The sequence below is a fragment of the Modicisalibacter ilicicola DSM 19980 genome (genome assembly GCF_900128925.1).
In the GTDB taxonomy this organism is placed as follows: Bacteria; Pseudomonadota; Gammaproteobacteria; order Pseudomonadales; family Halomonadaceae; genus Modicisalibacter; species Modicisalibacter ilicicola.
In genome coordinates, this window is the sequence record NZ_FQUJ01000002.1 from 159525 (window position 1) to 183738 (window position 24214).

The window sequence follows — 24214 nt, forward strand, 5'->3', positions numbered from 1 at the left end:
GAATGGCTTCCTCTCCCAGCGTGGGCCAGGCTGTCGAGGCCCCTTCGTGGAGAAGGAAGAGTTCTCCCGCCAGGTCCTCTCGACCGCTCAGGGTCGCCGGCAAGCTGATCGCCAGCTACTGGCTGGGCGAAGTCTACGCGCCGCATTTCGACCAGCTGACGCTACGCGAATGACGGCTTGCCCAGGTTCTCGGGACCGAAGGCGTCGGGCAGCAGCGCCTCCATATCGTAGTCTCGGAGCAGGTTTCCTTGGGCGTCGAGAACCAGGATTCGCGTTTCGGCCGTGGCGAACTCGCGGATACGCTGGCGACAATCGCCGCAGGGCGAGCAGAGATGCTCGCCGGGGCCGATCACGTAGACCCGCTGCAGACGACGCTCCCCGGTGCTGACCATGGCGGCGATGGCCGAGGCCTCGGCACAGAGCCCCTTGTAGTGGGCGGTCTCGACATTGGCCCCGGCGTAGCGGGTGCCGCTCTCGCTCTCCACCACGGCGCCGACCGGGTGATTCGAGTAAGGTGCATAGGCGCGATCGCGCACGCCGATCAGCTCGGCGACCAGGGTGGCATCGATGGTGGTGGGAACGCTCATGGGGCGACCTCCCTGGCCTGGTCGTCTCGCAGCACACTCTCCAGGGCTACCACCATCATCTCGTCGAAGGTGGCCTGGCGCTCGGCGCTGGAGAGCGAATCCCCCTTGAGGATGTGATCGGACACGGTGCACAGGGTGGCGGCCCGGGCACCGAACTCGGCGGCCACGCCGTAGAGGCCGGCAGCTTCCATCTCCACGCCGACGATACCGTAGCGCTTGAGCAGTTCGGCGGTCTCGGGACGCGGATCGTAGAACAGGTCCGCCGAGAAGAGGTTGCCGACCTTGACCGCGATACCCTGGGCCGCGGCGGCGTCCACCGCGTGCCGGGTCAGTTCGAAGTCGGCGATGGCGGCGAAGTCCATGCCCGCGAAGCGGGTGCGGTTCACGCCGGAGTCGGTGCAGGCCCCCAGGCCGATGATCACGTCGCGCAGGGCGATATCGTCGCGCACCGCCCCGCAGGAGCCGACGCGAATCAGCGTCTTGACGCCGTAGTCGACGATCAGCTCTCGAGCGTAGATGGATACCGAGGGGATGCCCATGCCATGCCCCATCACCGAGATGTCACGCCCCTTGTAGTGCCCGCTGAAGCCGCTCATGCTGCGCACGCTGTTGACTTCCCGCACGTCGTCGAGGAAGGTCTCGGCGATATACCGGGCACGCAGCGGGTCGCCGGGCATCAGCACGGTATCGGCAAAATCGCCGGGCTCGGCGTTGATATGGGGTGTCGCCATCAGGAGGTTCCTTGTGGGCCGGTGGAAAGAAAGCTGATGCCATCGGCCATCGCCGGCAGGCCGAAGTAGGCGGCGAGACTCTGGCCGATGTCGGCGAAGGTCTCCCGGGCGCCCAGGGAACCAGTCTCCATCCCCGCGCCTCGGGCGAGTACCGGGATATGCTCCCGGGTGTGGTCGCTGCCGGGCCAGGTCGGGTCACAGCCATGGTCGGCGGTGAGGATCAGCAGGTCGTCGTCGTCAAGCCTGGCGAGAAGCTCGGGCAGTCGCGCATCGAAGCGCTCCAGGGCCGCCGCGTAGCCGGTGATATCGCGGCGATGACCGTAGAGCATGTCGAAATCGACGAAGTTGGTCATGATCAGGCGGCGCTCGCCGGCCTCGTCCAGGGCCGCCAGGGTGGCGTCCATCAACGCATCGTGACCGCTGGCCTTGACCGAGCGCGAGATACCGCAATGGGCGTAGATATCGGCGATCTTGCCGATGGCGATCACCTCGCCACCGGCCTCGTGAAGCTTCTGGAGCACGGTGGGCGATGGCGGCTCGACGCTGTAGTCACGCCGATTGGCGCTGCGCACGAAGGTCTCGGCCGTCTCGCCGGTGAACGGGCGGGCGATCACCCGGCCGATGTTGTAGGGCTCGAGCAGGCCCCGGGCGATCTCGCAGACCCGGTAGAGCCGTTCCAGGCCGAAGACTTCCTCATGCGCGGCGATCTGGAACACCGAGTCCGCCGAGGTGTAGACGATGGGCTTGCCGCTGGCGACGTGCGCTTCGCCGAGTCGGGCGATGATCTCGGTGCCCGAGGCATGGCAGTTGCCGATCACCCCGGGCAGCTCGGCGTCGCGCACCAGTGACTCGAGCAGTTCGTCGGGAAAGCTCGCTTGCCTGTCGGGGAAATAGCCCCAATCGAAGCGCACCGGTACCCCGGCGATCTCCCAGTGGCCGGAAGGCGTATCCTTGCCGGAAGACACCTCCCGGGCATGACCATAGGCACCGTCGAGCTCATCAGGAACGGCCATGCCCTCGGCCCAGGCGCCGGTACTCTCGCGGTGGGCGTGCAACAGCCCCAGGCCCGCCAGGTTGGGCAGCTGAAGCGGGCCCCGGCAGCCTAGGCTGGCTTCGGGGCCCTGTGAAGAACCGGCTTCGGGGCCCTGTAAAGAATCGGCATCACCTCGGGCGCAGGCGGCGGCGATATGCCCCAGGGTGTCGGCACCGGCATCGCCGAAGTCGGCGGCATCCGGCGTGGCGCCGATGCCGAAGGAGTCGAGTACCAGTACGACGGCGCGTGTCATGTTGCCTCCCGGCGGATCATCTCGTGAATCAAGGTGGGCGGCGTGATATCGACATCGCCGATCTCGGCCGCGGCCAGCACACGCTGGGCGGCGCGCCGGGCATCGGCCGGGTCGCGGGCATGGACGATCGCCAGCGGATGCTGGTCATCGACGCGCTCGCCCAGGGCGGCGATGTCGCTCAGGCCGACGGCGTGGTCGATGGCCTGCCCGGCCTGCAGACGCCCCCCGCCCAGTTCGACCACGGCCATTCCCAGGGCCCGGGTGTCGAGTCGCCGCAGGATGCCCGGCCTGTCGGCATGCACCGCGACCTGGCAAGAGGCCCTGGGCAGATGTCGATCGGCACGCTCGAGCAGATCCGTGGGCCCGCCGAGCCCAGCCACCATGCGCGAGAACCGTTCGGCGGCGGCCCCGGAAGAAAGCGCCCGGTCGAGACGCGTCATGGCCGCTTGGGTCGATTCGGCCAGACCGCCCTGAAGCAGCATTTCAATCGCCACTGCCCGGGTCACCTCGAGCAGGCGGCCTTCTCGCCTATCACCGGTCAAGAGCGCGATGGCTTCGTGCACTTCCAGGGCATTGCCCGCGCAGGGCGCCAGCGGCTGGCTCATGTCGGTGAGCAGTGCCGTGGTCGGCGTTCCCGCCCGGCTGGCCACCTCGGCAATGGTGGTGGCCAACTCGGTGGACGCCTCGTATGTGGGCATAAAGGCGCCGCTGCCCACCTTGACGTCCATGACCAGGGCGTCGAGCCCGCAGGCGAGTTTCTTGCCGAGGATCGAGGCGACGATCAGCGGCAGCGACTCCACCGTGGCGGTGACGTCGCGTACCGCATAGAGGCGCTTGTCGGCGGGCGCCAGATCCGCGGTCTGGCCGATGATCGCCACGCCGGCCTCCTTGACCAGACGCCGAAAACGCGCCTGATCCGGGGCGACATCGTAGCCGGGGATCGACTCGAGCTTGTCCAGCGTACCGCCGGTATGACCCAGGCCACGTCCGGAAACCATCGGCACATGGCCGCCGCAGGCGGCGATCCAGGGGCCGAGCACCAACGATACCAGATCACCGACCCCGCCGGTGGAATGCTTGTCTAGCACCGGCCCGGGCAGATCGAGATCGTCCCAGCGCAGCACCTGACCCGAGTCCCGGGTGGCGATGGTCAGCGCCACGGTCTCGGCATCGCTCATGCCGTTGAGATACACCGCCATGGCGAAGGCCCCCAATTGACCGTCGCCAATATGCTCCTCGGCAATACCGCTCACGAATTCGGCGATGGCCTCCGGAGGCAGCTCGCGGCCATCGCGCTTGGCACGAATCAGCTCCTGGGGCAGCATCAGTAGTCTCCAGCGACGCCCGTCGAAACGTCATCCACGCCGAGCGTGGCAAGCAGGCTGTCGAGCAGGCTCGAGGCACCGAAACGGAAGTGCGCCGGGGTGAGCCAGTCCCTGCCCATGAGGCGTGCCGCCAGTTGCAGATAGGCCTGGGCGTCTTCGGCACTGCGCACGCCGCCGGCCGCCTTGAAGCCTATGTCCTGAGCGCTGTCACGAATCAGGGTCAACAGGATCTCGGCCGACTCGAGGGTGGCGTTGACCGTCACCTTGCCGGTGGAGGTCTTGAGGAAGTCGGCCCCCCCGGCGATGGCCAGTTCCCCGGCACGCCGGATCAGCCCGGGGTCATTCAGTTCGCCGGTCTCCAGAATCACCTTGAGCGTGGCGTCGGCGCAGACCGCCTTGCAGGCGGCGACCAGTTCACGACCTTGCGCCTCGTCCCCGGCCATCAGGGCACGATAGGGGAAGACCACGTCCACTTCGTCGGCCCCCGAGGCGACGGCTTCCCTGACCTCTCGGGCAACCTCGACGATTTCGCCATCGCCCCGGGGAAAGTTGGCGACCGTGGCGACCTTCACGACATCTCCGAGGCCGTAGGCGGCCAGTGCACGCTTGGCGGTCACCACGAAGGCAGGGTAGACACAGACCGCCGCCGGGGCACCTGCCGACGTCTTCGCCCGTCGACACAACGCCTCGATGGTGGCATCGCTGTCGTCATCGTTGAGGCTGGTAAGATCCATCAGGCTCAGGGCCTGACGTGCCGCGTTACGAAGGTCGTTATCGAAAGAGTGGGTCATGCTGTCCTCCCGTGGGTTAGCGTCATGTTGGCCCTCATCCTGCCGCCGCCAGGGCGATGAAGAAACCGGCAATCGTGGCGGACATCAGGTTGGAGAGCGTGCCCGCCAGCACTGCCTTGAGGCCGAACCGAGCAATGTCGTGGCGGCGGCTGGGGGCGATGCTGCCCAGCCCGCCGAGCAGAATGGCGATGGACGACAGATTGGCGAAGCCGCACAGGGCAAACGACAGAATCGCCACGGTGTGGGGCGAAATCATCTCGCCAGTGGCGGGTACCATCTGCTCGCCGTCGATGAAGGGCGCCAGGTTGACGTAGGCAACAAACTCGTTGAGCACCAGCTTCTGACCGATGAAAGAGCCAGCGAACACTGCCTCTTCCCAACCCACGCCCAGCAGAAAGGCCAGAGGCGCGAACAACCAGCCCAGGATCAGCTCCAGACTCAGCGACTCCATGCCGAACCAGCCACCGACTCCACCCAGGATGCCGTTGATCAGCGCGATCAGGCCAATGAAGGCCAGCAGCATGGCCCCGACGTTGGCCGCCAGCTGCAGGCCCGAAGAGGCCCCCGCGGCAGCGGCATCGAGCACGTTGCTCGGATGGTCCTGCTCGTCGAGCACTTCGTTGGCCTTGTCGGCATCATCCACCACTTCCTGGGTCTCGGGCATGATCAGCTTGGCGAACAGCAACCCGCCCGGGGCGGCCATGAAGGAGGCCGCCACCAGGTATTCCATGGGGATCCCCAGGGCGGCGTATCCCGCCAGCACCGAGCCCGCGACCGAAGCGAGCCCGCCGCACATCACGGCGAAGAGTTGCGAGGGGGTCATGCGAGCGATGAAGGGACGCACCACCAGGGGCGCCTCGGTCTGGCCGACGAAGATGTTGGCGGTGGCCGAGAGCGATTCGGTGCGGGAGGTGCCGAGCGCCTTCTGCAGGGCGCCGCCGAGAATGCGGATCACCCACTGCATGATGCCCAGGTAGTAGAGCACGGCGGTCAGCGAGGCGAAGAAGATGATCACCGGCAATACCTTGATCGCGAACACGAAGCCGACCGACTCCACGTCGGCCAGTCCCCCGAAGAGAAAATCGATGCCGTCGTTGGCATAGAGCACCACCTGGCTGACGGCATCGGAAACCGTCTTGAGCACCACCTGGCCGAAGGGAACGTAGAGCACGAAGGCGCCGATCCCCGCCTGGATGGCAAAAGCGACGCCCACGGTACGCAGACGAATCGCACGGCGGTTGGTGGAGAACAGCAACGCGATGAGTATCAGGGTCGCCATCCCGATGAGGCTCATGAGCAGTGTCATGGCAAGGTCCTTTTTCTACAAGAAATTGTATTTGAGGGTGTAGATCATGGCGTTCTGGTAATGGTCGGCAGTGCCCAGCTTGTTGTCGGAATAGCGATATTGCACGCCGGTGGTGATCGCCTCGACAGGGTGCCACCACAGCGCCACGGCGCCGTTGGTGCCGACGCTTCCGGCCGAGCCGTTGACGTAGTTGCGAGCAAGGTAGTCGTCATCCCGGCCGAAGGTCTGCTCGTGCCAGTTGGTCAGGCTGAGGTTCTCGCCGAAGGCCTCGAAATCGTAGCCCAGCACCCAGCCGAGCATGTAGCCATTCTCGCCGCTGTAACCGCCGGACTGGCTCTCCACCCAGGCCTTGCCCAGAAACGGCTTGAACCACAGCCCATTGTCGAAGGTGTGGCGGTACCCCAACCCCACGACGCGGTCCTGCTCCTCGCTGTCATAACCGTAGTCGCGAAAGTCGTAGACGTGAAAGTAAAGCGAGAAAGGCGTCTCGCCCAGGTAGATATGCGAGGTGACCTTGGCGGCACTGCGTCGGTTGTCGCGACCGTCCTCCTCTCGGGTCTCGTTCTGAGGGTTCTCGAAGTCGTAGAAGCCATAGAACTCCCCCCAGTCGAAGCCGACGCCACCTTCGAGCTCGAGGTAGAAGAAATCCCCCTTGGCGGCATTGTCGGCGGTGCGCTCCTCGGTGCCATCCGACCAGTCGAGATAATTGATCGACACGTTGGCGAAGGACCAGCGAGGCGCGAAGGCCTCCTCGGCCTGCACAGCCGTTGAGGCCCATGGCAGGGCATTGGCGGCAGCAAGCAAGGCAATGGGGGTGCATCGAAGGAACTTGGGCATGACGGATTCCACTCTTGTCGTTGTCATCGGCGAGAGAGCCGTGAGCACGAAGGGGCGTCACGGCACTCGGAGTGAAATCTATAACATTTGATGTTATTTTTCTAACAAAAACCTCCCTGCCCTTGCTTGTCCCAGGAGGGTCGGGGATTCGGATAGCATGAGCGGCGGGCTCCCCCTCGCTCTCTGGAGAACCTTGGCATGAATGAACGCAGTGCCCGACGACTGGGGCGACTCACCGAGGCATTGGCACGTGGCGGCACCTTGCGGCTGTCCGAGGCCGCCAGGCTGTGTGGCGTTTCGGAGATGACCATCCGCCGCGACCTGTCGGCCGGTGATGGCGGCCTGACGTTGATCGGGGGGCATCTGGTGCGTGCCGACGACCCCCGCTATGCCCCGCTCTACGACCTGGCCACCCAGCAGGACCGCCAGGCCGAAGCCAAGCAGCGGCTATGCGAGGTGGCGGCGCGTCACATCGAGGATGGCGATACGCTGTTCGTCGACTGCGGCACCACCCTCATGCCGCTGGTCTCGGGCCTCGACCAGGAGCGCTCCCTGACGGTGGTCACCTACGCCCTCAACGTGGCCAATGCGCTCTCCCGCCTGCCGGGGGTGCGCCTGGTATTGCTGGGGGGCGTCTATCACCCCTCCTCCCAGACCTTTGCCAGCGACGACATCGTTGCACGCCTTTCTCGACTGGGCATCAACAAGGCCTTCATCACCGCCGCCGGGGTGCACGCGAAAAAGGGGGTGAGCTGTTTCCATTTCCATGAAGTGGCGCCCAAGCAAGCGGCAATCGCCTGCGCCACCCAGCGTCTGCTGGTGGCCGACGACAGCAAGGCGGGGATCATCCGCCCCGCCTACTTTGCCACTCTCGACGATTTCGACGTGGTGATCACGGGCCCCGAGTCAGGGCTCGAGACAACGGCAGGCCGTCCCCAGATCATCGTGGCTTGAACGCGTGTTTCCGCTACCTTTACCCGATAGTCGGAGGTCTGGCTACGATACCGGAGAAACGAACCCTTCGGGCTTGATGGCCAGTACCGAACAATCTATCTGGGCGAGGATGGCTTCTGCCGTATTGCCGATGACAGCCCCGGCGATCCCCGCGCGGGCAACCGTACCCATTACCACGAGATCAGCCTTGACGGCCTCCGCCATTCTTGGGATCTCGCGATCGGGAATTCCCTTGACAACATGGGAAATCGGGGAGAGATATCGATATGCTTCCTCGCCTATATTCTCTTTCAAGGAATCAAGCAGCACACGCATCTTATAATGACTTCGGCGATATTCGTCTTCGAACAACTCGCTCCTTACTCTATCCGGTTGCTCCACCCAAAGGCTGACAAACCCCGCTTCCGGAACGTCGTAGATGTTCACCACGTGCAATGACGCAAAATCCGAGAGCGACAATGAACTGGCCAGGTTCAGTATCATCTCGTTCAATCCATCATTGATATCCTCATCATCGCCATCAAACGCAACCGCGGCCATGATATGGCGATAATCCGGTTTTTCGTTTTGCTTCATCAGCCAAACCGGACAAGGACACCTGCGCAGCAGGTTCATGTCATCGCTGCCAAAAAAACGGTCTAGCCAGCTTGTAGCATCGGTTTCCTTGATGACCCCATCGATGTTTTTCATCTGCACGGCACGAATGATCTCTACATGCCTTTTACCCACCATGAGCTCCGCACTGGCATTGCACTCCGCCTCGAGCAAGGAAAGCAGACGCCGTAGCTCGCTGTCTTCATGCTCAAGCACTTTTTGCTGAAGCTCCTGCCCATTGACGTGGTATTTCCTCGCGTAAGAGGAGAGCGAGACTTCGGGAAGGACACGCAGCAGGGTCAAATCCGCCTGGTTGTTCTTGGCGAGCGAAACAGCTCGCTTCCAGGATGGAGAAGACTCATTGGTCTGGGGACCGAGCACATATAAGATATTCTTAAAACCTTTCATGATACCGACCTCCTTACCTACCACCGACCGTTGGATTTACCTTGCCATCGACCATTTTCCACCCGACACATGGTCAGCTTCAGGTTGGCTTGCTGGGAAATCGGGTCCAGCCTCACCTGGGTCAGGTGGTTGATCGAGGGACCGGGGTGGAAGGGTTGACGCTCGTCCCAGCCGATGGGAATGAAGATCGCTCGTTCGCGCATGCCCGCATAGCGCCAGGCACGAGCCTCGATCTGCCCGGTTCGCGTGGTGATGCGCACCCGGTCCCCGTCGTGGATTTCCAGCGAGTCCGCCAGTCGAGGATGAATCTGGCAGTAGAGCTCCGGCCACATCTCCTGGGCCTGCCAGAAGTAGTGGGTCCAGGAGTGAAAGTGCGGCGCCGGCGGACGGCCGGTGACCAGTTCGACATCCATTCCATCTCTCCCGGTCGCCTGCGTCGCAGGAGCGATATGGCCCCGAACGGCCTGGCTCGCCACGGCGAAGAACGGCGAGACGATCCTTTCCTCCTCGTTCACGAAATACGGCAGCGGCATGGAGCTTGCCGCCTCGGAGTAGAATTCGGGCAGGGGCGACAACCCCAGCGTCGCGAAGTGCTCGACCAACGCGGGCGTATGGAATTCCAGCTTGCCGGAGGGGGTGGGGAAGCGCTTGCCCGGGACTTGACCGAAGGCGGTGGTGCCTTCCAGGTACAGCGTATCGGTTTCCGGAGCCTCCTCGTCGGCCAGTGGCACGCGCAGGCTACGATTGGCCTTTTGCAGCAGGCGCCGGGTGGTCGCTCCTCTCAGGGTGGGGGAGGCCCGGCAAAGCACCTCGTCCCAGAGCCGGCGCGGGTCCTTGTACTCTTCCTTGAGGAGATCGCCGAAACCGCAACGCTTGCCCAGTTCGATCCAGAACCAGTGATCGGACCTGGCCTCGCCCGGCGGCTCGATGAGCTTGTCGTTCCAGACGATGCGTCGATCCTCGGCCAGGCGCGTGGTGCCGCCCTTCTCGATGCCGCTGGCCATGGGCAGCAGGTAATCCGCGAACGCGGAGGTGGCGTTGCGATAAAGCTCCAGGTGCACCAGCAGATCGAGGTGACTCACGGCCTCGCGCATCCGGTTCTGATCCGGCCACAGTGCCAGGGGGTTGTTGCCGGTGATCAGTCCGCGAATCGGATAGGCCGCCTCGCCCAGCATGGCGTCCGCCCAGCCGGCGGGATTCTTGCAGATCGCCGGGCGGCGCGGCGGGCGGCGCGCCTCGGGCACCTGCGGTGCCTGGACGTCGGGTTCCGAGGAGACATTGAAATACCCCCCGCCTCGGCGCCCCCAGTTGCCGGTGATCGCCGCCAGGAACATGAAGACGCGGTGAGTCTGAGCCGCGTTGGTATGCTGATTGACGCCACGACTGAGCATCAGCATCGCACCGTCGGCGTCCGCGATCGCTTCCGCCAGGCAGGCGATGCGTTCGGCGGGAAGATCGGTGATGGGCGCGGCCCATTCGGGGGTATAGCCCTGCGTCCGGATGAACGCTCGCCAGGCCTCGAAGCCCTCGATCCAGGCCTCGCAGAAGGCCGCGTCGTGCAGGTCACGATCCAGAATGTGGCCGATCATCGCCAGGCCCAGGGCCATGTCCGTGCCCGGACGAATGGGTAACCAGTCGTCCGCTTTCGCGGCGGTGGCGGTGGCGCGCGGGTCCACCACCACCAGCCGTGCGCCGTTGCGCATTCGCCACTGGTTGACCAGCCCGAAGTTGACCGGGCGCGTCTCCGCCTGGTTGTCGCCGATATAGACGTAGAGCGCGGCGCTGCCGATATCCTCGGGGGTATAGACATTGGTCATCATCACCGAGCCCTGGGTCATCTCCAGGGCGACCACCTTGCTTAGATCGCAGAAGGGCTCCGTGGTGGCAACGTTGTCGGTGCCCCAGAGATTGGCAAAAAGCGGCACGCAGCCCTGGGTCGTCAGGGTGCCGGTGCGCGAGCCGGAATGAATGGCCAGGCTGTCCGCGCCATGCATCTCCCGGAGCGCCCCGAGTCTTGCGGCGATCTCGTCCAGGGCCTGTTCCCAGGTGATGCGCTCAAACCGGCCCTCGCCGCGCGCCCCCACCCGCTTGAGGGGATGCCGCAGGCGCTCCTTTGCGTCATGCATCTGCAACGTCATCTGGGACTTCGGACAGATGCGCCCTTCGAAGACAGGATCTTCCTTGTTGCCATAGACGTGGCCAAGCCGCTCGCCTTGCAGTTCGTACACAACCGGACAGCCGTTGAAGCAGATAGGGCAGCCACCGGGAACGCGGACAACTTCGGCATCGGCGACACGCTCCCGGGCCGCGGCGTCGTAGGCCAGGTTGAGCGCGCTGCGGTCGAGATTGCCGCGCACCTCGTCGTCCAGCATCAAGGCGGGAATGCGCTGGGTGCCATGGCGTTCGTGATGCTCTGCGGCATCCAGCCCTTCGTCCGCGCGACGCTTGAGATAGACCGTGGCGGGTCTCTGCAGGAAATGGTCGATGTCCAGCACCTCGCGCCCCGCCGCCTCGGCAGCCACCAGGTGATCCTCCGTGCGTCCGAAGCGGATGGCCTGGGTCGGACACACCGAGGCACAGGCGGGGCCATCGCCCACGGCGCGACGATGAGCGCAGAGGTCGCACTTCACCGCATGATGATGTTCCGCGTTGTAGCCGATGGCACCGTAGGGGCAGGAGATTGCGCACTCGCCGCAGCCGGTGCAGCGATCCTCGTTGATGGCCACCACGCCGGTGACCGGATCCTTGCTGATCGCCTTGGGGTTGACCGGACAGGCACGCAGGCAGGCCGGGCGCTCGCACTGCTGACAGGTCACGGTAAGAAAATCCAGCAGTGCCTGCGGCGTGCTCTCTGCCGCATCAACGTTCTGGGCAGCAAACCACAGCACGCGATTGCGATAGCTGTGCGGGCCCAGGCCATTGGCCTGCTTGCAGGCGGCTTCGCAGCTCTTGCAGCCGGTGCAGCGCTCCAGGTCGATGGACAGGCTCAGCACATCGCTCATCAGCGCCCCCAGGCGGCCAGATGCCACCAATAGATCTCGCCCTCTCCCGCCGCGTAGCCGGCGAAGAACAGCATCACCACCACATGCCCCAGCATGCCGAGGTAGAACAGCACTGCCGCCAAAAGGTGCAGCCGGCGCCAGCTGGAAAGCGTCCTGCCGGCGCGTCGACGTGCCCCTACCAGGCGTAGCTCTTTCTCCATCAGCGCTTGATAGCGCAGCGCCGCAACGGGCTGGGTGAGAAAGTGACGCAACCGGGGCGAAAAGGTCGCCTCCTGGGCGACTGGATCCAGCGTCTCGAGCTGTGCTTCCTTGCGCTCGATCACCTCGCGCAGCGCCTGGCGATCGATCTCGAGCGGCTCGTGGAAGTTGAAACTTTGGAAGCTGCGAGCGAACAGGAAGCTCAGTCGACGCGACAGGAATACCCGGGCCAGAACGCCCTGGATACAAAGAAAGAGCATCAGCAGCAGGGGGATGCTTGCCGGCGTGGCGAACGAACCGGCAGAGGCGTGGAAGAGGATCGCCACCGCGCCGAGGGTCGCCCCCAGCGCGTGCACCGCAAACCACCAGGGCGGGCTGGCCGCATACCCCATTCGCTTGGCGAGGAAGAATGCCAGAGGCCCCAGCAGCAATACCACCCCGAGCATCGCCGCAATCTGATGCGGCGTATCGCCGGGACGGCTCGCGGTATCGAAGGCGTAGGCAACCGCCGCCGCGATGCAGGCCGCCACCAACAGCATCGCCAGCCCCAGCAAGAAGCCGTTGCTCAGGTCCGGGCGTCGACTGGATGCGTGCTTGGGAATGGAGACATCGTTCATGGCCCGGATCACCCGATTGTCGAGGAGCCGCGAGACACCTCGTATTGGCCCGAAAACTGCAAAAGACATGAAGAATATGGTTTAAAAATACTGATAATTCATATCTTTATGTGCAATCCAATCGCAGCAGCCGTCATGCCAAAACATAGCACGCCGACCGCTTCCTTTCCATGCACAATGCGCACCGACCGGGCCACACCCGCGGGAGTTCGCTTCAGGGAGCCAGGGGCGACATCGACCGCGATGAGCGCATTCGACCCGGCATTTGACGCCCCGCCAGCGCAGGCTATGTTGATATAAAGCAACAATAACAAGACAACGAGCACGGGAATTGATGATGATCCTCAAGGGGTTCAGCAAGTTCATAGACGTTTCCGCTGAGATACTCGGTATCATCGGTTCGTTACTGGTGCTCTACTGCATGTTCTTTGGTGTTGCCGACGTCTTCATGCGCTATGCGCTCAATTCGGCCTCGCAGTGGATCAGCGTGTCGACCCAGGCCGCCATGGTCCTGATTGCCTGCGCCGGTGGCATCTACTCGCTGAAGCATGGCGCCTTCATCAAGCTCGATATCTTTTACGCCAAGTGGTCGAGGCGCAAGAGAGCGTTCTTCGACATTCTCACCAGCATCTACACCTTTCTTTTTCTCGGCGTGCTGATCTGGAAAGGCATCCAGGCGGCGCAGCTCTCCATCATGCTCAATCAGGTAACGCCCACGGCGATACCGATTCCCATCTATCCCATCAAGACCATCATTCCCATCGCGGCAACCTTCGTGCTGCTGATGGTCGTCAAGCATTTCATCAACGACCTTAAGACACTGTTCGGCGACAAGCACAAGCAGCCCCGACCCGACGAGTGACCGAACACTCGCCTCCTCACGACGGCTGGACTTCGAAACAGGAGCAATCCAATGACCATCGACAAGAAACCTTCATCAGCCTCATTGATCCTGGGAGCTGGCATCCTGGCCTTTTCTGCCTCCGTGGCGCTTGCCCAGGAACCCGGCCCCCCGGACGAGGTGACCAACTGGGTCTTTCAGCCCGCTTTCGACACCTCGGACGCCGGCTGGGAAAACGGACTCATTCCCTGGGTCAAGGCCGTGGAGGAAGCCACCCAGGGTACGGTGAAGATCAAGGTCGAGCCGGCCGGCGCGCTGACGAGCGGCGATGAAGCCTTCGGCGCCGCTGCAGCGGGCATGACCGATGGCTACGCGGGCTGGGCGACGGTCTACGGCGGCCAGATGCCCGAGGGGATGCTGGCCTTTGGGTTGCCCATGGGCGCCAGCAATGCCGAGGAGGCCTGGGAGCTGATGTGGGGCAATCCCGACTACCGGGTCGGCGAACTCGTTCAGGAAGCGGCCCGAGAGCGCAATCTCTACTGGGGCGGCTGGTCGAACCAGGGCCCCAACGCCATGTTCACCACCTTCCCCGTCGAGGGCCTGGAGGACTTCGAGGGCAAGAAGATGCGTGCGGGAGGCCCGCAGGCGCTCTTCCATCAGGCGCTGGGGGGCGTGCCGGTCTCCATGGGCGCAGGCGACATCTACACGGCAATCAAGCTCGGCACCGTCGAAGGCACCTACTGGGACACCGGCGGCATCGACGACATGTCCTTCAACGAGGTGATCGACTATGCCGTCATGCCTGGCTGGAATCCCGCTCAGCATCAAGAGATCTTCATCAACCTGGAGTCCTGGAATGCGCTGACCCAGTGGCAGCGAGACCAGATCGACGGCATCTTCGAGTCGACGTATTTCGAAACCAGCGAAATGCATGCCGAACAGGTCGACGAAGCACTCAAGATCCTCGAGGAGAGCGGCGGCAAGGTCGTTCGACTCTCCGACGAGCAGGTCGAGGAGATGCGCGATGTCTCCATCGAAAAGGTGTGGCCGCAAATCGCCGAGCTGTCCGAGCGCAACGCCAAGGGCGTCGAGCTCTACAAGAAATACCTGAAAGAAAAAGGAAAGATTGAATAGAAAGCCGCATTGAACAGGAAAACTCAAAGGTGCCTGTGTCGCTTCAAGAAATCAGCAAGCGCCAGGCACCCGGCCATCATCCAGGCGAAATGCCCCGAAAGGGTAAAAAAGAAAGCCGACACGAGAACGCACTCGCTCGGTAACAAAAGCCCAAAAGAATCACTCCTGTCTTTCCCAAGGACACGCCATGAGCCTGGAAATCATCACCGCCCTATACTTCCTGTGCCTGTTCGTCTCGCTATTCCTGGGGCTTCCGGTCGCCTTCGGCCTGGGCGGTACCGCTGTCATCTTCGCACTGTTCTTCGAGCCCCGCGCCCTGCTGGCGGTGCCGAGCGCCTTCTACTCCACGCCGTGGAACTCCATTCTGGTCACCATTCCGCTGTTTCTCTTCATGGGCAGCCTCATCCGCTACTCGGGGATCGCCACCGCCGCCTACGACGCCGTCTACAAACTGATTGGCCATATTCCCGGCGGGCTGGCCATCGGCACGGTAAAGGTCAGTACCATCTTCGCGGCGGTGACGGGAATCACGCCGCCGGCCACCATCGCCATGGGCCAGATCGCCTATCCCTCGATGATGAAATACAAGTACGACAGAAAGATCGCGATCGGGTCCATCTGCGCCGGCGGCGCCCTGGGAGCACTCATTCCACCGAGCGTGCCCTTCATCTTCTACGGCCTGCTGGCCAATGCCTCCATCGGCAAGCTGTTCATGGCCGGTCTCGTCCCCGGGCTGATGCTCGCGACCTTCTACGCCATCTACATCGGGGTACGCTGCAAGCTCCAGCCGCACATCGGGCCGGCACTGCCCAAGGAGATCCGCTTCTCGCGCCGGGAGAAGCTGGCCTCCCTGCTCGATATCTGGCCGTTCGCGGTGCTGATCGTCGTGGTGCTGGGCGCCATCTGGGGCGGCATCACCACCCCCGCCGAGGCAGCGGCCCTGGGCGCCACCGGGGCACTGTTGATCACCGTCATCAACCGGCAGCTGAGCTGGGAGGTGCTGAAGGATTCGCTGTCGACCACCCTGAAGCTCACCGGCATGGGCTTGTGGATTCTCATCGGCGCCAACATCTTCCTGAACATCTTCAACTCCTTGGGGAGCCAGGACCTGATCACCTCCGCCGTGCTGGCAATGCCAGGCGGCACCATGGGGGTTCTCTTCCTGATGATGCTGATCATCCTCGTGCTGGGCATGGTGATGGACGACTGGGCGATCATCATGCTGTGCACCCCGCTGTTCATCCCCATCGTCGAGGCGCTGGAGGTCGACAAGATATGGTTCGGCGTGCTGTTCATCGTCAACATCCAGATCGCCTACCTGACGCCCCCTTTCGGTTTCGTGCTGTTCTGGATCAAGAGCATCCTGCCCAGTGACGTCGACATGGGCAACGTCTACCAGTCGGTGTGGCCGTTCGTGCTGCTGCAGCTGCTGGGCTTGACGCTGATCTTCCTGTTCCCGCAGATCGCCCTGTGGCTACCTGACTGGGTGGAGGGATGAGGACGAAGAATGGCACCCATCGCCCGGTGAACCGGGCTCCTATCCCCCCGGTAGCTCTGGTTTTTGTAGGAGTTCGCTTCAGCGAACGATGGTGATCCGACCATCGCCCGGTGAACCGGGCTCCTACAAATCTCATCTATATCAATCGCCTATAGGAGCTCTCTTCAGCGAGCGAAAAGCGGCCGTCGCTGAAACGGGCGCCCGTCAACCGCACTTCGACCAGCCGCAGCCGGCGTAGCAGGTCGGGCAGCCATCCATCATGATCAACTCGCCGCGACACTCGGGACAGTGGCCGACCACCGCCGCGCCGGCGCTGTTTTCCGCATCCGAATCGCCGGTCTCCTCGGCGGCGGGCGGCTGCCAGGGGTGACCGTGGATCAGGCGCTGGGCATAGCGCTGGGCCAGCTCGTCCACCGGGACCTGGATGCCGTCGGCGTCGACGAACCCCCGCCGATAGAGGATCTGCTGGATCGACCAGGCGATGGCCGCCACCTCGGAATCATGGAACATCGGCTTGTTCCAGCGGTTCGTGCCGCAGCGCACCAGCCCCTTGTCCCAGGCCACCTTGCGCAGGTCCGCCAGGGCCTGGGTGACATAGCCACCCCGGGCAGCCAGCGACAGGCTGCGCATGGTGGCAGTGATCCACTGATGCTCGCTGGAGAGCTGTCCCGAGGGGAAGAAGAATTCCACCGGACGCTCGATGACCACCTGCTTGCCATTGAGCACCCCTTCCACCGGCATGAATGCCACCAGCACGTAGACCTTCTTGCGCCCCTCGGCCCCGACGTAGGAGATCTTCTCGGAGACTGCCTCCAGGGTGCCTTCCGGACGCGAGGGTATCCGCACCGTCAAGGGGTTCTCGTCGACCAGCGGCAACTCCGCCTGGGGCTGCTTGACGCGGTAGTTCACGATCTTGGATTTGATTTCAACAGCCATCTTCCGGCTCCACTGACAGATTCGAATTCGATTTCATCACGCGATGCGCAGTCCCATCACCACTTGCCGTAGGTGCCTTCCTTCAAGCCATCGTAAAGGTTGGCGGCGTTGTGCTCCTCGCCGTCGTAGATCACCTTCTCGTTGCCCTTGAGTTCCAGCGTCTCGCCGCTTTCCAGCTCGAACACGTAGGTGGTGTTCTTCAGGTCATCCTCGCGCACCAGCACGCCCTGGAAGGCTTCCGGGTTGAAGCGGAAGGTGGTGCACCCCTTGAGCTTGCTGGCATAGGCATCCAGATAGAGGTCCTTGAAGGCCTCGTAGGGAAAGTCGGTGGGCACGTTGACCGTCTTGGAGATCGCCGAATCGACCCAGGCCTGGGCCGCTGCCTGAACCGCCACGTGCTGCTGCGGAGTGACCGCATCGGCGGTGATGAAGTAGTCGGGAAGATCGCTCTCGACGGCTTCCGGCGCCACGAAATGACGGTAGGCGGCCAGCTCGAAGGAAGCCACCTCGACCTGCTCCTTGGTCTTCTTGCCCGCCTGGATGATGTTGCGGTAGTAGCGATGCGAGAAGGTCGGTTCGATGCCGTTGGAGGCATTGTTGCCCAGCGACAGGCTGATGGTGCCGGTCGGGGCGATGGACGAATGGTGGGTGAAGCGCGCACCGTGCTCCGCCAGCGCCGCCACCAGCTCGGGCTCGACCTCGGCGATCTTCTGCATGTAGTGGCTATAGCGGGCGTGCAGGATACGCCCGGGCACCTTGTCGCCGATCTCGTAGCCGTCCTTCGCCAGCTTGGGACGCTCGCGCATCATCTTGGGCGTGATCTCGATCTCCTCGGCGAGGATCGGCGCCATGCCCTTCTCCTTGGAGAGCTCGAGGGCCACCTTCCAGCCTTCGATGGCAAGCGTCTTGCTGACCTCGTCGGTGAACGCCAGCGACTCCTCCGAGCCGTAATGCAGCTTGAGCATGGTCAGGGTCGAGCCCAGGCCGAGAAAGCCCATGCCATGGCGGCGCTTGGCCTCGATCTCGCGCTGCTGCCCGGGGAGCGGTAGGCCGGCGATCTCCACCACGTTGTCGAGCATGCGGGTGAAGATCGCCACCACCTTGCGATAGCGCTCCCAGTCGAAACGCGGATTGTCGCTGAACGGCTCGATGACGAACCGGGTCAGGTTGATCGACCCCAGCAGGCAGGCGCCTTCCGGCGGCAGGGGCTGCTCGCCGCAGGGGTTGGTCGCCCGGATCTCCTCGCAGAACCAGTTGTTGTTCATGCGGTTGACCTGGTCGATCAGGATGAAGCCCGGCTCGGCGAAGTCGTAGGTGGAGGACATGATGGTATCCCACAGCTCGCGAGCCCTGATGGTGCTCACGATACGGCAGGCCACGCGCCCCTCGTCATCGACGCTGTAGCCCTCCTCGATCACCGGCCAGTCTCGGTAGATCAGTTGCTCGGGCTTGACGTCGTCCTTCTCGCCCGGGTGCAGCGGGAAGGCCAGGTGCCAGTCGGCATCCTGCTTGACCGCCTCGATAAACTCATCGGTGATCAGCAGGCTCAGGTTGAACTGGCGCAGGCGACCGGGTTCGCGCTTGGCCTCGATGAATTCCTTCACGTCGGGATGGCCGACGTCGAAGGTCGCCATCTGGGCACCACGCCGGCCGCCGGCAGAGGCCACCGTGAAACACATCTTGTCATGAACGTCCATGAACGCCAGGGGGCCGTTGGTGCCCGCTCCCGCACCGAACACGAAGGCACCCTTGTGACGCAGCGTGGAGAACTCGTAGCCGATACCGCAACCGGCCTTGAGGGTCATGCCGGCATCCACCACGGAATCGAGGATGTTGTGCATGCTGTCGCGAATGGAACGCGACACCGTGCAGTTGATCAGGCTCACCGCCGGCTTGTGGTCCTCGGCCCCGGCGTTGGAGAGGATGCGCCCGGCCGGAATGGCACCATTTTCCAGGGCCCAGCGGAACTTGACCAGCCATTCCTCGGCCTTGTCGCCCTCGACCGCCGCCAGGGCGCGGGCCACGCGCTCGTAGGTTGCCCGAACATCCTTGTCCACGGGACGCTGGTGCCGATCCTTGAGCCGGTACTTGGAATCCCAGATGTCGCGGGAAGGTGCCTGGAGGGGCACCTCGTTGGAGGTCTTGACGGCCTTGGCGGAAGTACTCATGCGGGTCTCCAGAAAGAATGCTATCGATGGTTCGTGATCAATGCTTGTGAAGGAATGTCTCGAGATGATTCAACAGCGCCCCCAGGCGGCCTTGTGCCAGCCCCGCCTCCTGACCGTCGAGGAGGTTCTTGACCATCAGGCCCAGTTCGGTGTCCCCTTCGATCAGCAGGCGACGCTGGAAGAACAGGCTGTCCGGGTCCTCGCGCCGGGTGGCCAGGCACAGGAACTCCCGCCAGCCGCCGCGGATGGTCGCTTCGCCGGGCGCATCGAGCATCACCAGGCGCTGGTTCTCGAGCCCCAGGGTCAATGACACGCCCAGGTCGCTGACACTCAGGGTGATACGCCGCCCTTCCAGGGCATCGAACTCGCCTTCCACCAGGGGCTCGGCGAAGGTGCGGTTGAGTACGGGCTCGACGAGGCGCCGCTTGAGCGCCACGGGCACGCGCGGGTCGACGAGGCGGATCAGATGACTCGGTGCCGGCAGGCGCGGCAGGGCAAATAGCGACATGACAATGACTCCGTTGTATAGCGGTGATCAGAACGCCGAAAGGGGGCCAATGCTAGGCCCGACCGACTGCCCGCAACATGACTCGCATCAAGAAAACGATATTTGGCGATGATACGCCCGAACACTACATATGGGAACCTTTCGCCAGCATAGCACAAGATAGGCCATCCAAATCGCCGTATCGGCCTGCATAAAGAGGCCTGTTCCTCCCTTTGACAGCAACGAAAGTGGCCTAGCGGCGATTGCCGCCATTCATTCCGGGCATTAAGATGTGCAACATATGCATCTTAAAGTTCGGGAGATGAGCCATGACCTTCGTCGTCACCGAGAACTGCATCAAGTGCAAGTACACCGACTGCGTGGAAGTCTGTCCCGTGGACTGCTTCTACGAGGGCCCCAACTTCCTGGTGATCCATCCGGACGAGTGCATCGATTGCGCCCTGTGCGAGCCGGAATGCCCAGCGGAGGCCATCTTCGCCGAGGACGAACTTCCGGCATCCCAGCGCCACTTCTTGGAACTGAACGCCGAGCTGGCCGAAAAGTGGCCGGTCATCACCGAGAAGAAGGACCCCCCGGAGGACGCCGAGTCCTGGGACGGCGTGGCCGACAAGCTTTCCTACCTCGAACGCTAGAGGGTGACTTATTCCATGCATGCCGAGAGAATCCCTATGCCTACCCCCGTCGATAACGACCGAGACTTCGCCTCGCAAAAGGCCAACTCCCCCGGACGTGGCGCCGCCATCCTGATCTATGCCTTTTACCTGGGCAGTGTCATGGCGGTGGTCACGGCGCCGCTAGGCGTCGCGATCGCCCACTTCAAGCTGGGACGCGGTGCCGCCTGGGTCGACAGCCATTTCCGCTTTCAGATTCGCACCTTCTGGCTAGGGGTCGTGGCGGGTGGCATCGGTCTGCTGCTGTGGAACCTGCTGGGCTACTTCGAGGCCCCGCCAGGCATTGCCTGGGCGCTTGGCTATCTGTTCTTCACGGCTTGCCTGGTATGGATGGTGGGCCGCTGCGGGGTCGGCATTCATCGCCTGATGGCCAACCGCCCCATCGACAATCCCCGCAGCCTGGGGTTCGGCGGCGCCGTGGTCACCCTGCATGACTGAGCCCCGCGGCTCGTCTTCGGTCTCGGGCGCCCCTTCGGAAGGCGAGGCCGATTGGGGGCCGCTTTCCGCCCTGCCCGGCAACCCCTTGATGTGGGTGCTGATCCTGAGCGAAATGCTGGTCTTCGCCGCCGCCTTCGGCCTGTTTGCCTGGATGCGCGCCGACCAGCGCGAGCTCTTCGATGCCTCTCAGCAGCTTCTCGATCCGGTCATCGGGGGGCTGAACACCATGGTGCTGCTGACCAGCGGCCTGTTCGCCGCGCTGGCCACGAACGCCGTCGCCCGGCACCAGGTACGCCGCAGCCGCCAGTGGTTGCTGCTGACCATGGCGCTGGGTCTGGTATTCGGTGCAATCAAGATCGCCGAATATGCGAGCAAGTTCGGGGCGGGCCTGACGCCCGAGACCAACACCTTCTTCGCCTTCTACTACCTGCTGACCGGCTTTCACTTCGCCCACGTGCTGTTCGGGCTCGTCCTGCTCGCCCTGGTGGCCTGGCGCACCACGCTTGCCAACGTGGAAACCGCCACGGCCTTCTGGCACATGGTCGATCTGATCTGGATACTGCTCTACCCGCTGATCTATCTATTGCGCTGACGACTCCCTGCCGAGGTAATCATGAGGACGACACTTCCAAGCTCTCGCCGCCTGGTGCTGACCTGGGCGACCCTCATGGGACTGACGCTGATCTCGATGATCTCCGCGCGACTCGATGCCGATGCCGAGTGGCAGGCACTACCGTTGTGGGGGGCGTTGCTGGTGCTGGTCAGCACCGGCTTCAAGGCACATCAGGTGCTCATGACCTATCTCAACCTGCGGGTCTCGTCGCCGGGCTGGAAAGGCGCCTTCCTGGGACTGGCACTGGTGATCCTGGGCGTGATTCTGTCGGGATACCTGGCGGCCCGCCATCAGCTCCTGGGGTGATGGTCGCGGCGACGGGGGTCGCGCCTGACCCAGTCGTCCAGCCGGCGCGCCACCACCATCAGGCCGTAGACGATCAGGGGCGCGGGAAAGATCATCGCCACGCCCCAGTCCTGGGTATTGATGATCCAGGCCACCGGAATCACCACCGCCAGGAAGACCACTCCCCCTACCAATATCGCAATCACGGCGCGTGCGGTCATGTAACTTCTCCTCAAGGAAGGGCTGAAGAAATCGGCGAGCGGTTCAAGCACAAGGCGCCCGGAGCACAGGAACCGGAGCATATGGGTATATGTGAGGATTCCGCGTACCGCGTAACGCAGTGCTTGAGACGCGTAGGCATTTATTCAGTGCTTCCTTCAACTGGCGATGATCTGGCGATAAATCCCCGGCAGCGCCAGGGAGAGATGCTCGGGCTTCTGCACGATGGCGTAACCGCCACGGCCGAACAGGTGCGGAATATACTGCCGCGCCTCCTGATCGATGGTCACGCCGAACACCTTGATCTCCTGCTGGCGCGCATCGAGGATCGCCCGACGGGTGTCCTCGATGCCGTAACGCCCCTCGTAGTAGTCGGTATCGTTGGGCTTGCCGTCGGTGAGCACCAGCAGCAGGCGGTGCCGGTTGGGGCGCTGGGCAAGCTCGCGGGCAAGATGGCGGATGGCTGGCCCCATGCGGGTATAGCGCCCGGGGCTCAGAGCGGCGATGCGCCGACTGACCCGTTCGTTCATCGATTCCTCGAAGGTCTTGAGGGTGTTGACCCAGACTTTCTGGCGACGATGCGAGGTAAAGCAGTGGATGGCATAGTCGTCGCCGCAGCCCGCCAGACCGTGGCCGAGCACCAGCAGGGCCTCCTTCTCCACGTCCAGCACGCGCCTGTCGTCGAGCCAGGCATCCGTGGAGAGCGACACGTCCACCAGGATCGACACGGCCAGGTCCCGGGCCTGCTGGCGGGTGGCCAGATAGAGATGATCGCTGGTCTCGCCGGTGGCGGCCAGGTCGCAATGGGCGCGGATCGCCGCGTCCATGTCCAGCTCGCTGCCGTCGACCTGGCCGCGCAGGGTCTCGCGGCGCGGGCGCAGCGCCTCGAACTCCCGGCGTACCCGGCGGATGCGGCGTCGGGTCGTCTCGTCCGGCACCCAATCCTCGCCTTCCTCGCTTTGCAGGTCCGTCAGCACCGCGCAGTGATCCGGCAGGTACTCCTGCCTGCGATGATTCCACTCCGGGTAGAGATGCTTGCCGCGCAGGCGCTCGCCGCTGATGGCCTCCGGAGCCAGGTCCAGGTCGATCTTGAGCTGGGAGGCGGCGCGTTGCTCGTGGGGGCTCAGGGTGATTTCCTCCATCTGCTCCGCGACGCTGCGCGCGTTCTCATCCTCTTCGTCATCCACCCGACGGTTGAGATTGATCATCTCCGAGAAGGAGAGCATCTTCTCGAAGCGATTGAAGATCAGCGAGTCCTTGCGTTCGCTCTGGTCCTGGCGCCGTCGCTCGGCCTTGCGCTTGCCTGCGGAGACGGCTTCGGCCTGGTGATCGCTGGGGGGCTCGTCGTCGCCCTCGGGACGAGCCTCGCCCCGGCTGCCGAGCTCGACGACCTGCGCCCAGAGCGGCACGGGCAGCGGCGGGCGATAGCCCCGGGGAGCCTGGAAATCCTTCAAGGAAACGTCGGGATCGAGCACCGCCGCCTGGAGACAGGCGGCCTCGTCGTTCAACGGCTGGGCGTCGCCCAGCAAGTGCAGGATCATGGCCTCGACGGCCGCCTCGGTCCCGGGCAGGCGGCGCTTGGGGCGAATCTCCAGCAGAGCCTGGCAAAGCCGGGCATGGCGCCCCCGCAGACCGGGGAAGCACGACAATGCCTGGCGACTCGCCTCGACGACCTCACGCAACCAGGCAATGTCCTGACGCAGCGGATCGTCGTGGTGCGGAACGCGTCGTGCTACCGCCAGGAAAGCCACCAGCCAGAAGTAGAGATCGCGATTGAGCGCCGGCTCGGCAAACAGGTCGAGCCGGGGAGGCAGCAGCAGGTTCTCTTCGTCCCGGCGCGCCAGGTCGAGGGTCTCCTCGTCGAACCCCAGGCGTTGGCGCAGAGTGAGACGGTGGGTCGAGTTGCGTGCCGCGATGGCAGCCACCTCGACCCCCGACTCGCCGCCGCTGGCACGAAAGAAGACGCCCAGCACGCCGCGCAGTTCCTCGAGATGCACCGCTGCGTCGGGATGATGCGGGTAACTCGCCGCCCCAGAGGCCCAGCGATGCCAGTGACGACCGACGAACTCCTCGACCTCGAGAAAATCCAGCTTGCTCATAAGCGTATGCCCTTGAAACACATTTTAAGAGAAAGCTTCGATTCATGTCGCGAGCGATGAGAGGCTGGTCGCCGCCGGAACGGAAAAACCGGAATTTACACGGCAGTAAATGAGGAGTTTGAGTACCGCCGGCGGCCAGGATATCGAGCGCAGCAATGAATCGAGCTT

At 63.6% G+C, this 24214-nt stretch carries 24 protein-coding genes; 9 read left to right on the forward strand and 15 right to left on the reverse strand.

From position 1 onward, the window contains the following. The first annotated feature begins 2 nt into the window (after nt 1-2). Nucleotides 3-173, forward strand: coding sequence for a hypothetical protein (locus BUA41_RS19145; RefSeq protein WP_175546910.1), 171 nt, complete (start codon nt 3-5; stop codon nt 171-173). Here BUA41_RS19145 and cdd read toward each other — a convergent pair. Genes cdd through BUA41_RS00810 form a run of 7 tightly spaced genes read right to left on the reverse strand, consistent with a single transcriptional unit; the run spans nt 162 to nt 6863 of the window. After that, nucleotides 162-587, reverse strand: coding sequence for a cytidine deaminase (cdd, locus tag BUA41_RS00780; RefSeq protein WP_072818702.1), 426 nt, complete (start codon nt 585-587; stop codon nt 162-164). The genes BUA41_RS19145 and cdd overlap by 12 nt on opposite strands. Further along, nucleotides 584-1318, reverse strand: a complete 735-nt coding sequence (gene deoD / locus BUA41_RS00785; protein ID WP_072818704.1) for a purine-nucleoside phosphorylase — start codon at nt 1316-1318, stop codon at nt 584-586. Before deoD ends, cdd begins: the two co-directional genes overlap by 4 nt. Next, nucleotides 1318-2604, reverse strand: a complete 1287-nt coding sequence (locus tag BUA41_RS00790) for a phosphopentomutase (RefSeq protein ID WP_072818706.1) — start codon at nt 2602-2604, stop codon at nt 1318-1320. Before BUA41_RS00790 ends, deoD begins: the two co-directional genes overlap by 1 nt. Continuing rightward, on the reverse strand, nt 2601-3929 hold the full coding sequence (gene deoA, locus BUA41_RS00795) for a thymidine phosphorylase (protein WP_072818709.1): 1329 nt from the start codon (nt 3927-3929) through the stop codon (nt 2601-2603). Before deoA ends, BUA41_RS00790 begins: the two co-directional genes overlap by 4 nt. Continuing rightward, nucleotides 3929-4720 carry a deoxyribose-phosphate aldolase gene (gene deoC, locus BUA41_RS00800; protein WP_072818712.1) on the reverse strand — a complete coding sequence of 264 codons (792 nt, stop codon included), beginning with the start codon at nt 4718-4720 and terminating at the stop codon, nt 3929-3931. Before deoC ends, deoA begins: the two co-directional genes overlap by 1 nt. A gap of 34 nt (nt 4721-4754) precedes the next feature. Continuing rightward, the gene (locus BUA41_RS00805; RefSeq protein ID WP_072818714.1) at nt 4755-6026 is read right to left on the reverse strand and encodes a NupC/NupG family nucleoside CNT transporter; all 1272 of its coding nucleotides are present in this window, start codon (nt 6024-6026) and stop codon (nt 4755-4757) included. 15 nt (nt 6027-6041) lie between these two features. After that, complete coding sequence (locus BUA41_RS00810) at nt 6042-6863, reverse strand: outer membrane protein OmpK (RefSeq protein ID WP_084671001.1); 822 nt, start codon at nt 6861-6863, stop codon at nt 6042-6044. 198 nt (nt 6864-7061) lie between these two features. Here BUA41_RS00810 and BUA41_RS00815 point away from each other — a divergent pair, with 198 nt between their 5' ends. Beyond that, nucleotides 7062-7817 (forward strand): DeoR family transcriptional regulator, encoded by a 756-nt coding sequence (locus tag BUA41_RS00815; RefSeq protein ID WP_072818716.1) that lies wholly within the window; start codon nt 7062-7064, stop codon nt 7815-7817. Between the two features lie 42 nt (nt 7818-7859). Here BUA41_RS00815 and BUA41_RS00820 read toward each other — a convergent pair whose 3' ends face one another. The 3 genes from BUA41_RS00820 to BUA41_RS00830 are packed head-to-tail and all read right to left on the reverse strand — an operon-like array spanning nt 7860 to nt 12636. Then, complete coding sequence (locus BUA41_RS00820; RefSeq protein ID WP_072818719.1) at nt 7860-8819, reverse strand: universal stress protein; 960 nt, start codon at nt 8817-8819, stop codon at nt 7860-7862. Nucleotides 8820-8836: 17 nt separating this feature from the next. Next, the gene (locus BUA41_RS00825) at nt 8837-11848 is read right to left on the reverse strand and encodes a molybdopterin-dependent oxidoreductase (protein ID WP_217652754.1); all 3012 of its coding nucleotides are present in this window, start codon (nt 11846-11848) and stop codon (nt 8837-8839) included. Further along, nucleotides 11821-12636, reverse strand: coding sequence for a hypothetical protein (locus BUA41_RS00830; protein WP_072818723.1), 816 nt, complete (start codon nt 12634-12636; stop codon nt 11821-11823). Before BUA41_RS00830 ends, BUA41_RS00825 begins: the two co-directional genes overlap by 28 nt. Nucleotides 12637-12970: 334 nt before the next feature. Between BUA41_RS00830 and BUA41_RS00835 the strand changes: the two genes are divergently transcribed. The 3 genes from BUA41_RS00835 (at nt 12971) to BUA41_RS00845 (ending at nt 16109) form a co-directional block, all read left to right on the forward strand. Continuing rightward, nucleotides 12971-13498 (forward strand): TRAP transporter small permease subunit, encoded by a 528-nt coding sequence (locus tag BUA41_RS00835; RefSeq protein WP_072818725.1) that lies wholly within the window; start codon nt 12971-12973, stop codon nt 13496-13498. A 51-nt stretch (nt 13499-13549) separates the two neighbouring features. Continuing rightward, nucleotides 13550-14611, forward strand: a complete 1062-nt coding sequence (locus BUA41_RS00840) for a TRAP transporter substrate-binding protein (protein ID WP_072818727.1) — start codon at nt 13550-13552, stop codon at nt 14609-14611. Nucleotides 14612-14798: 187 nt separating this feature from the next. Next, nucleotides 14799-16109 carry a TRAP transporter large permease gene (locus BUA41_RS00845; RefSeq protein WP_072818728.1) on the forward strand — a complete coding sequence of 437 codons (1311 nt, stop codon included), beginning with the start codon at nt 14799-14801 and terminating at the stop codon, nt 16107-16109. A gap of 204 nt (nt 16110-16313) precedes the next feature. Here BUA41_RS00845 and BUA41_RS00850 read toward each other — a convergent pair whose 3' ends face one another. Genes BUA41_RS00850 through ubiT form a run of 3 tightly spaced genes read right to left on the reverse strand, consistent with a single transcriptional unit; the run spans nt 16314 to nt 19721 of the window. Further along, entirely contained in the window at nt 16314-17045 is a 732-nt protein-coding gene (locus BUA41_RS00850; RefSeq protein WP_072818730.1) for a ribonucleoside-diphosphate reductase, read from the reverse strand. A gap of 56 nt (nt 17046-17101) precedes the next feature. Beyond that, nucleotides 17102-19213 carry an adenosylcobalamin-dependent ribonucleoside-diphosphate reductase gene (locus BUA41_RS00855; protein WP_072818732.1) on the reverse strand — a complete coding sequence of 704 codons (2112 nt, stop codon included), beginning with the start codon at nt 19211-19213 and terminating at the stop codon, nt 17102-17104. Between the two features lie 37 nt (nt 19214-19250). Beyond that, nucleotides 19251-19721 carry a ubiquinone anaerobic biosynthesis accessory factor UbiT gene (gene ubiT / locus BUA41_RS00860; protein WP_072818735.1) on the reverse strand — a complete coding sequence of 157 codons (471 nt, stop codon included), beginning with the start codon at nt 19719-19721 and terminating at the stop codon, nt 19251-19253. 308 nt (nt 19722-20029) lie between these two features. Here ubiT and fdxA point away from each other — a divergent pair, with 308 nt between their 5' ends. Genes fdxA through BUA41_RS00880 form a run of 4 tightly spaced genes read left to right on the forward strand, consistent with a single transcriptional unit; the run spans nt 20030 to nt 21749 of the window. After that, entirely contained in the window at nt 20030-20353 is a 324-nt protein-coding gene (gene fdxA, locus BUA41_RS00865) for a ferredoxin FdxA (RefSeq protein ID WP_072818737.1), read from the forward strand. Between the two features lie 36 nt (nt 20354-20389). Then, the gene (locus BUA41_RS00870) at nt 20390-20830 is read left to right on the forward strand and encodes a DUF4870 family protein (RefSeq protein WP_072818740.1); all 441 of its coding nucleotides are present in this window, start codon (nt 20390-20392) and stop codon (nt 20828-20830) included. After that, nucleotides 20823-21422 (forward strand): cytochrome c oxidase subunit 3 family protein, encoded by a 600-nt coding sequence (locus BUA41_RS00875; protein ID WP_072818742.1) that lies wholly within the window; start codon nt 20823-20825, stop codon nt 21420-21422. Before BUA41_RS00870 ends, BUA41_RS00875 begins: the two co-directional genes overlap by 8 nt. A 21-nt stretch (nt 21423-21443) precedes the next feature. Further along, nucleotides 21444-21749 (forward strand): cytochrome C oxidase subunit IV family protein, encoded by a 306-nt coding sequence (locus BUA41_RS00880; protein WP_072818744.1) that lies wholly within the window; start codon nt 21444-21446, stop codon nt 21747-21749. Here BUA41_RS00880 and BUA41_RS00885 read toward each other — a convergent pair. Together BUA41_RS00885 and BUA41_RS00890 are read right to left on the reverse strand one after the other, a co-directional pair. After that, entirely contained in the window at nt 21734-21949 is a 216-nt protein-coding gene (locus BUA41_RS00885; protein WP_072818746.1) for a hypothetical protein, read from the reverse strand. The two genes, BUA41_RS00880 and BUA41_RS00885, sit on opposite strands and share 16 nt — an antisense overlap. Nucleotides 21950-22105: 156 nt before the next feature. Next, nucleotides 22106-24046 carry a nitric oxide reductase activation protein NorD gene (locus BUA41_RS00890; RefSeq protein WP_072818749.1) on the reverse strand — a complete coding sequence of 647 codons (1941 nt, stop codon included), beginning with the start codon at nt 24044-24046 and terminating at the stop codon, nt 22106-22108. Between the last annotated feature and the right edge of the window lie 168 nt (nt 24047-24214).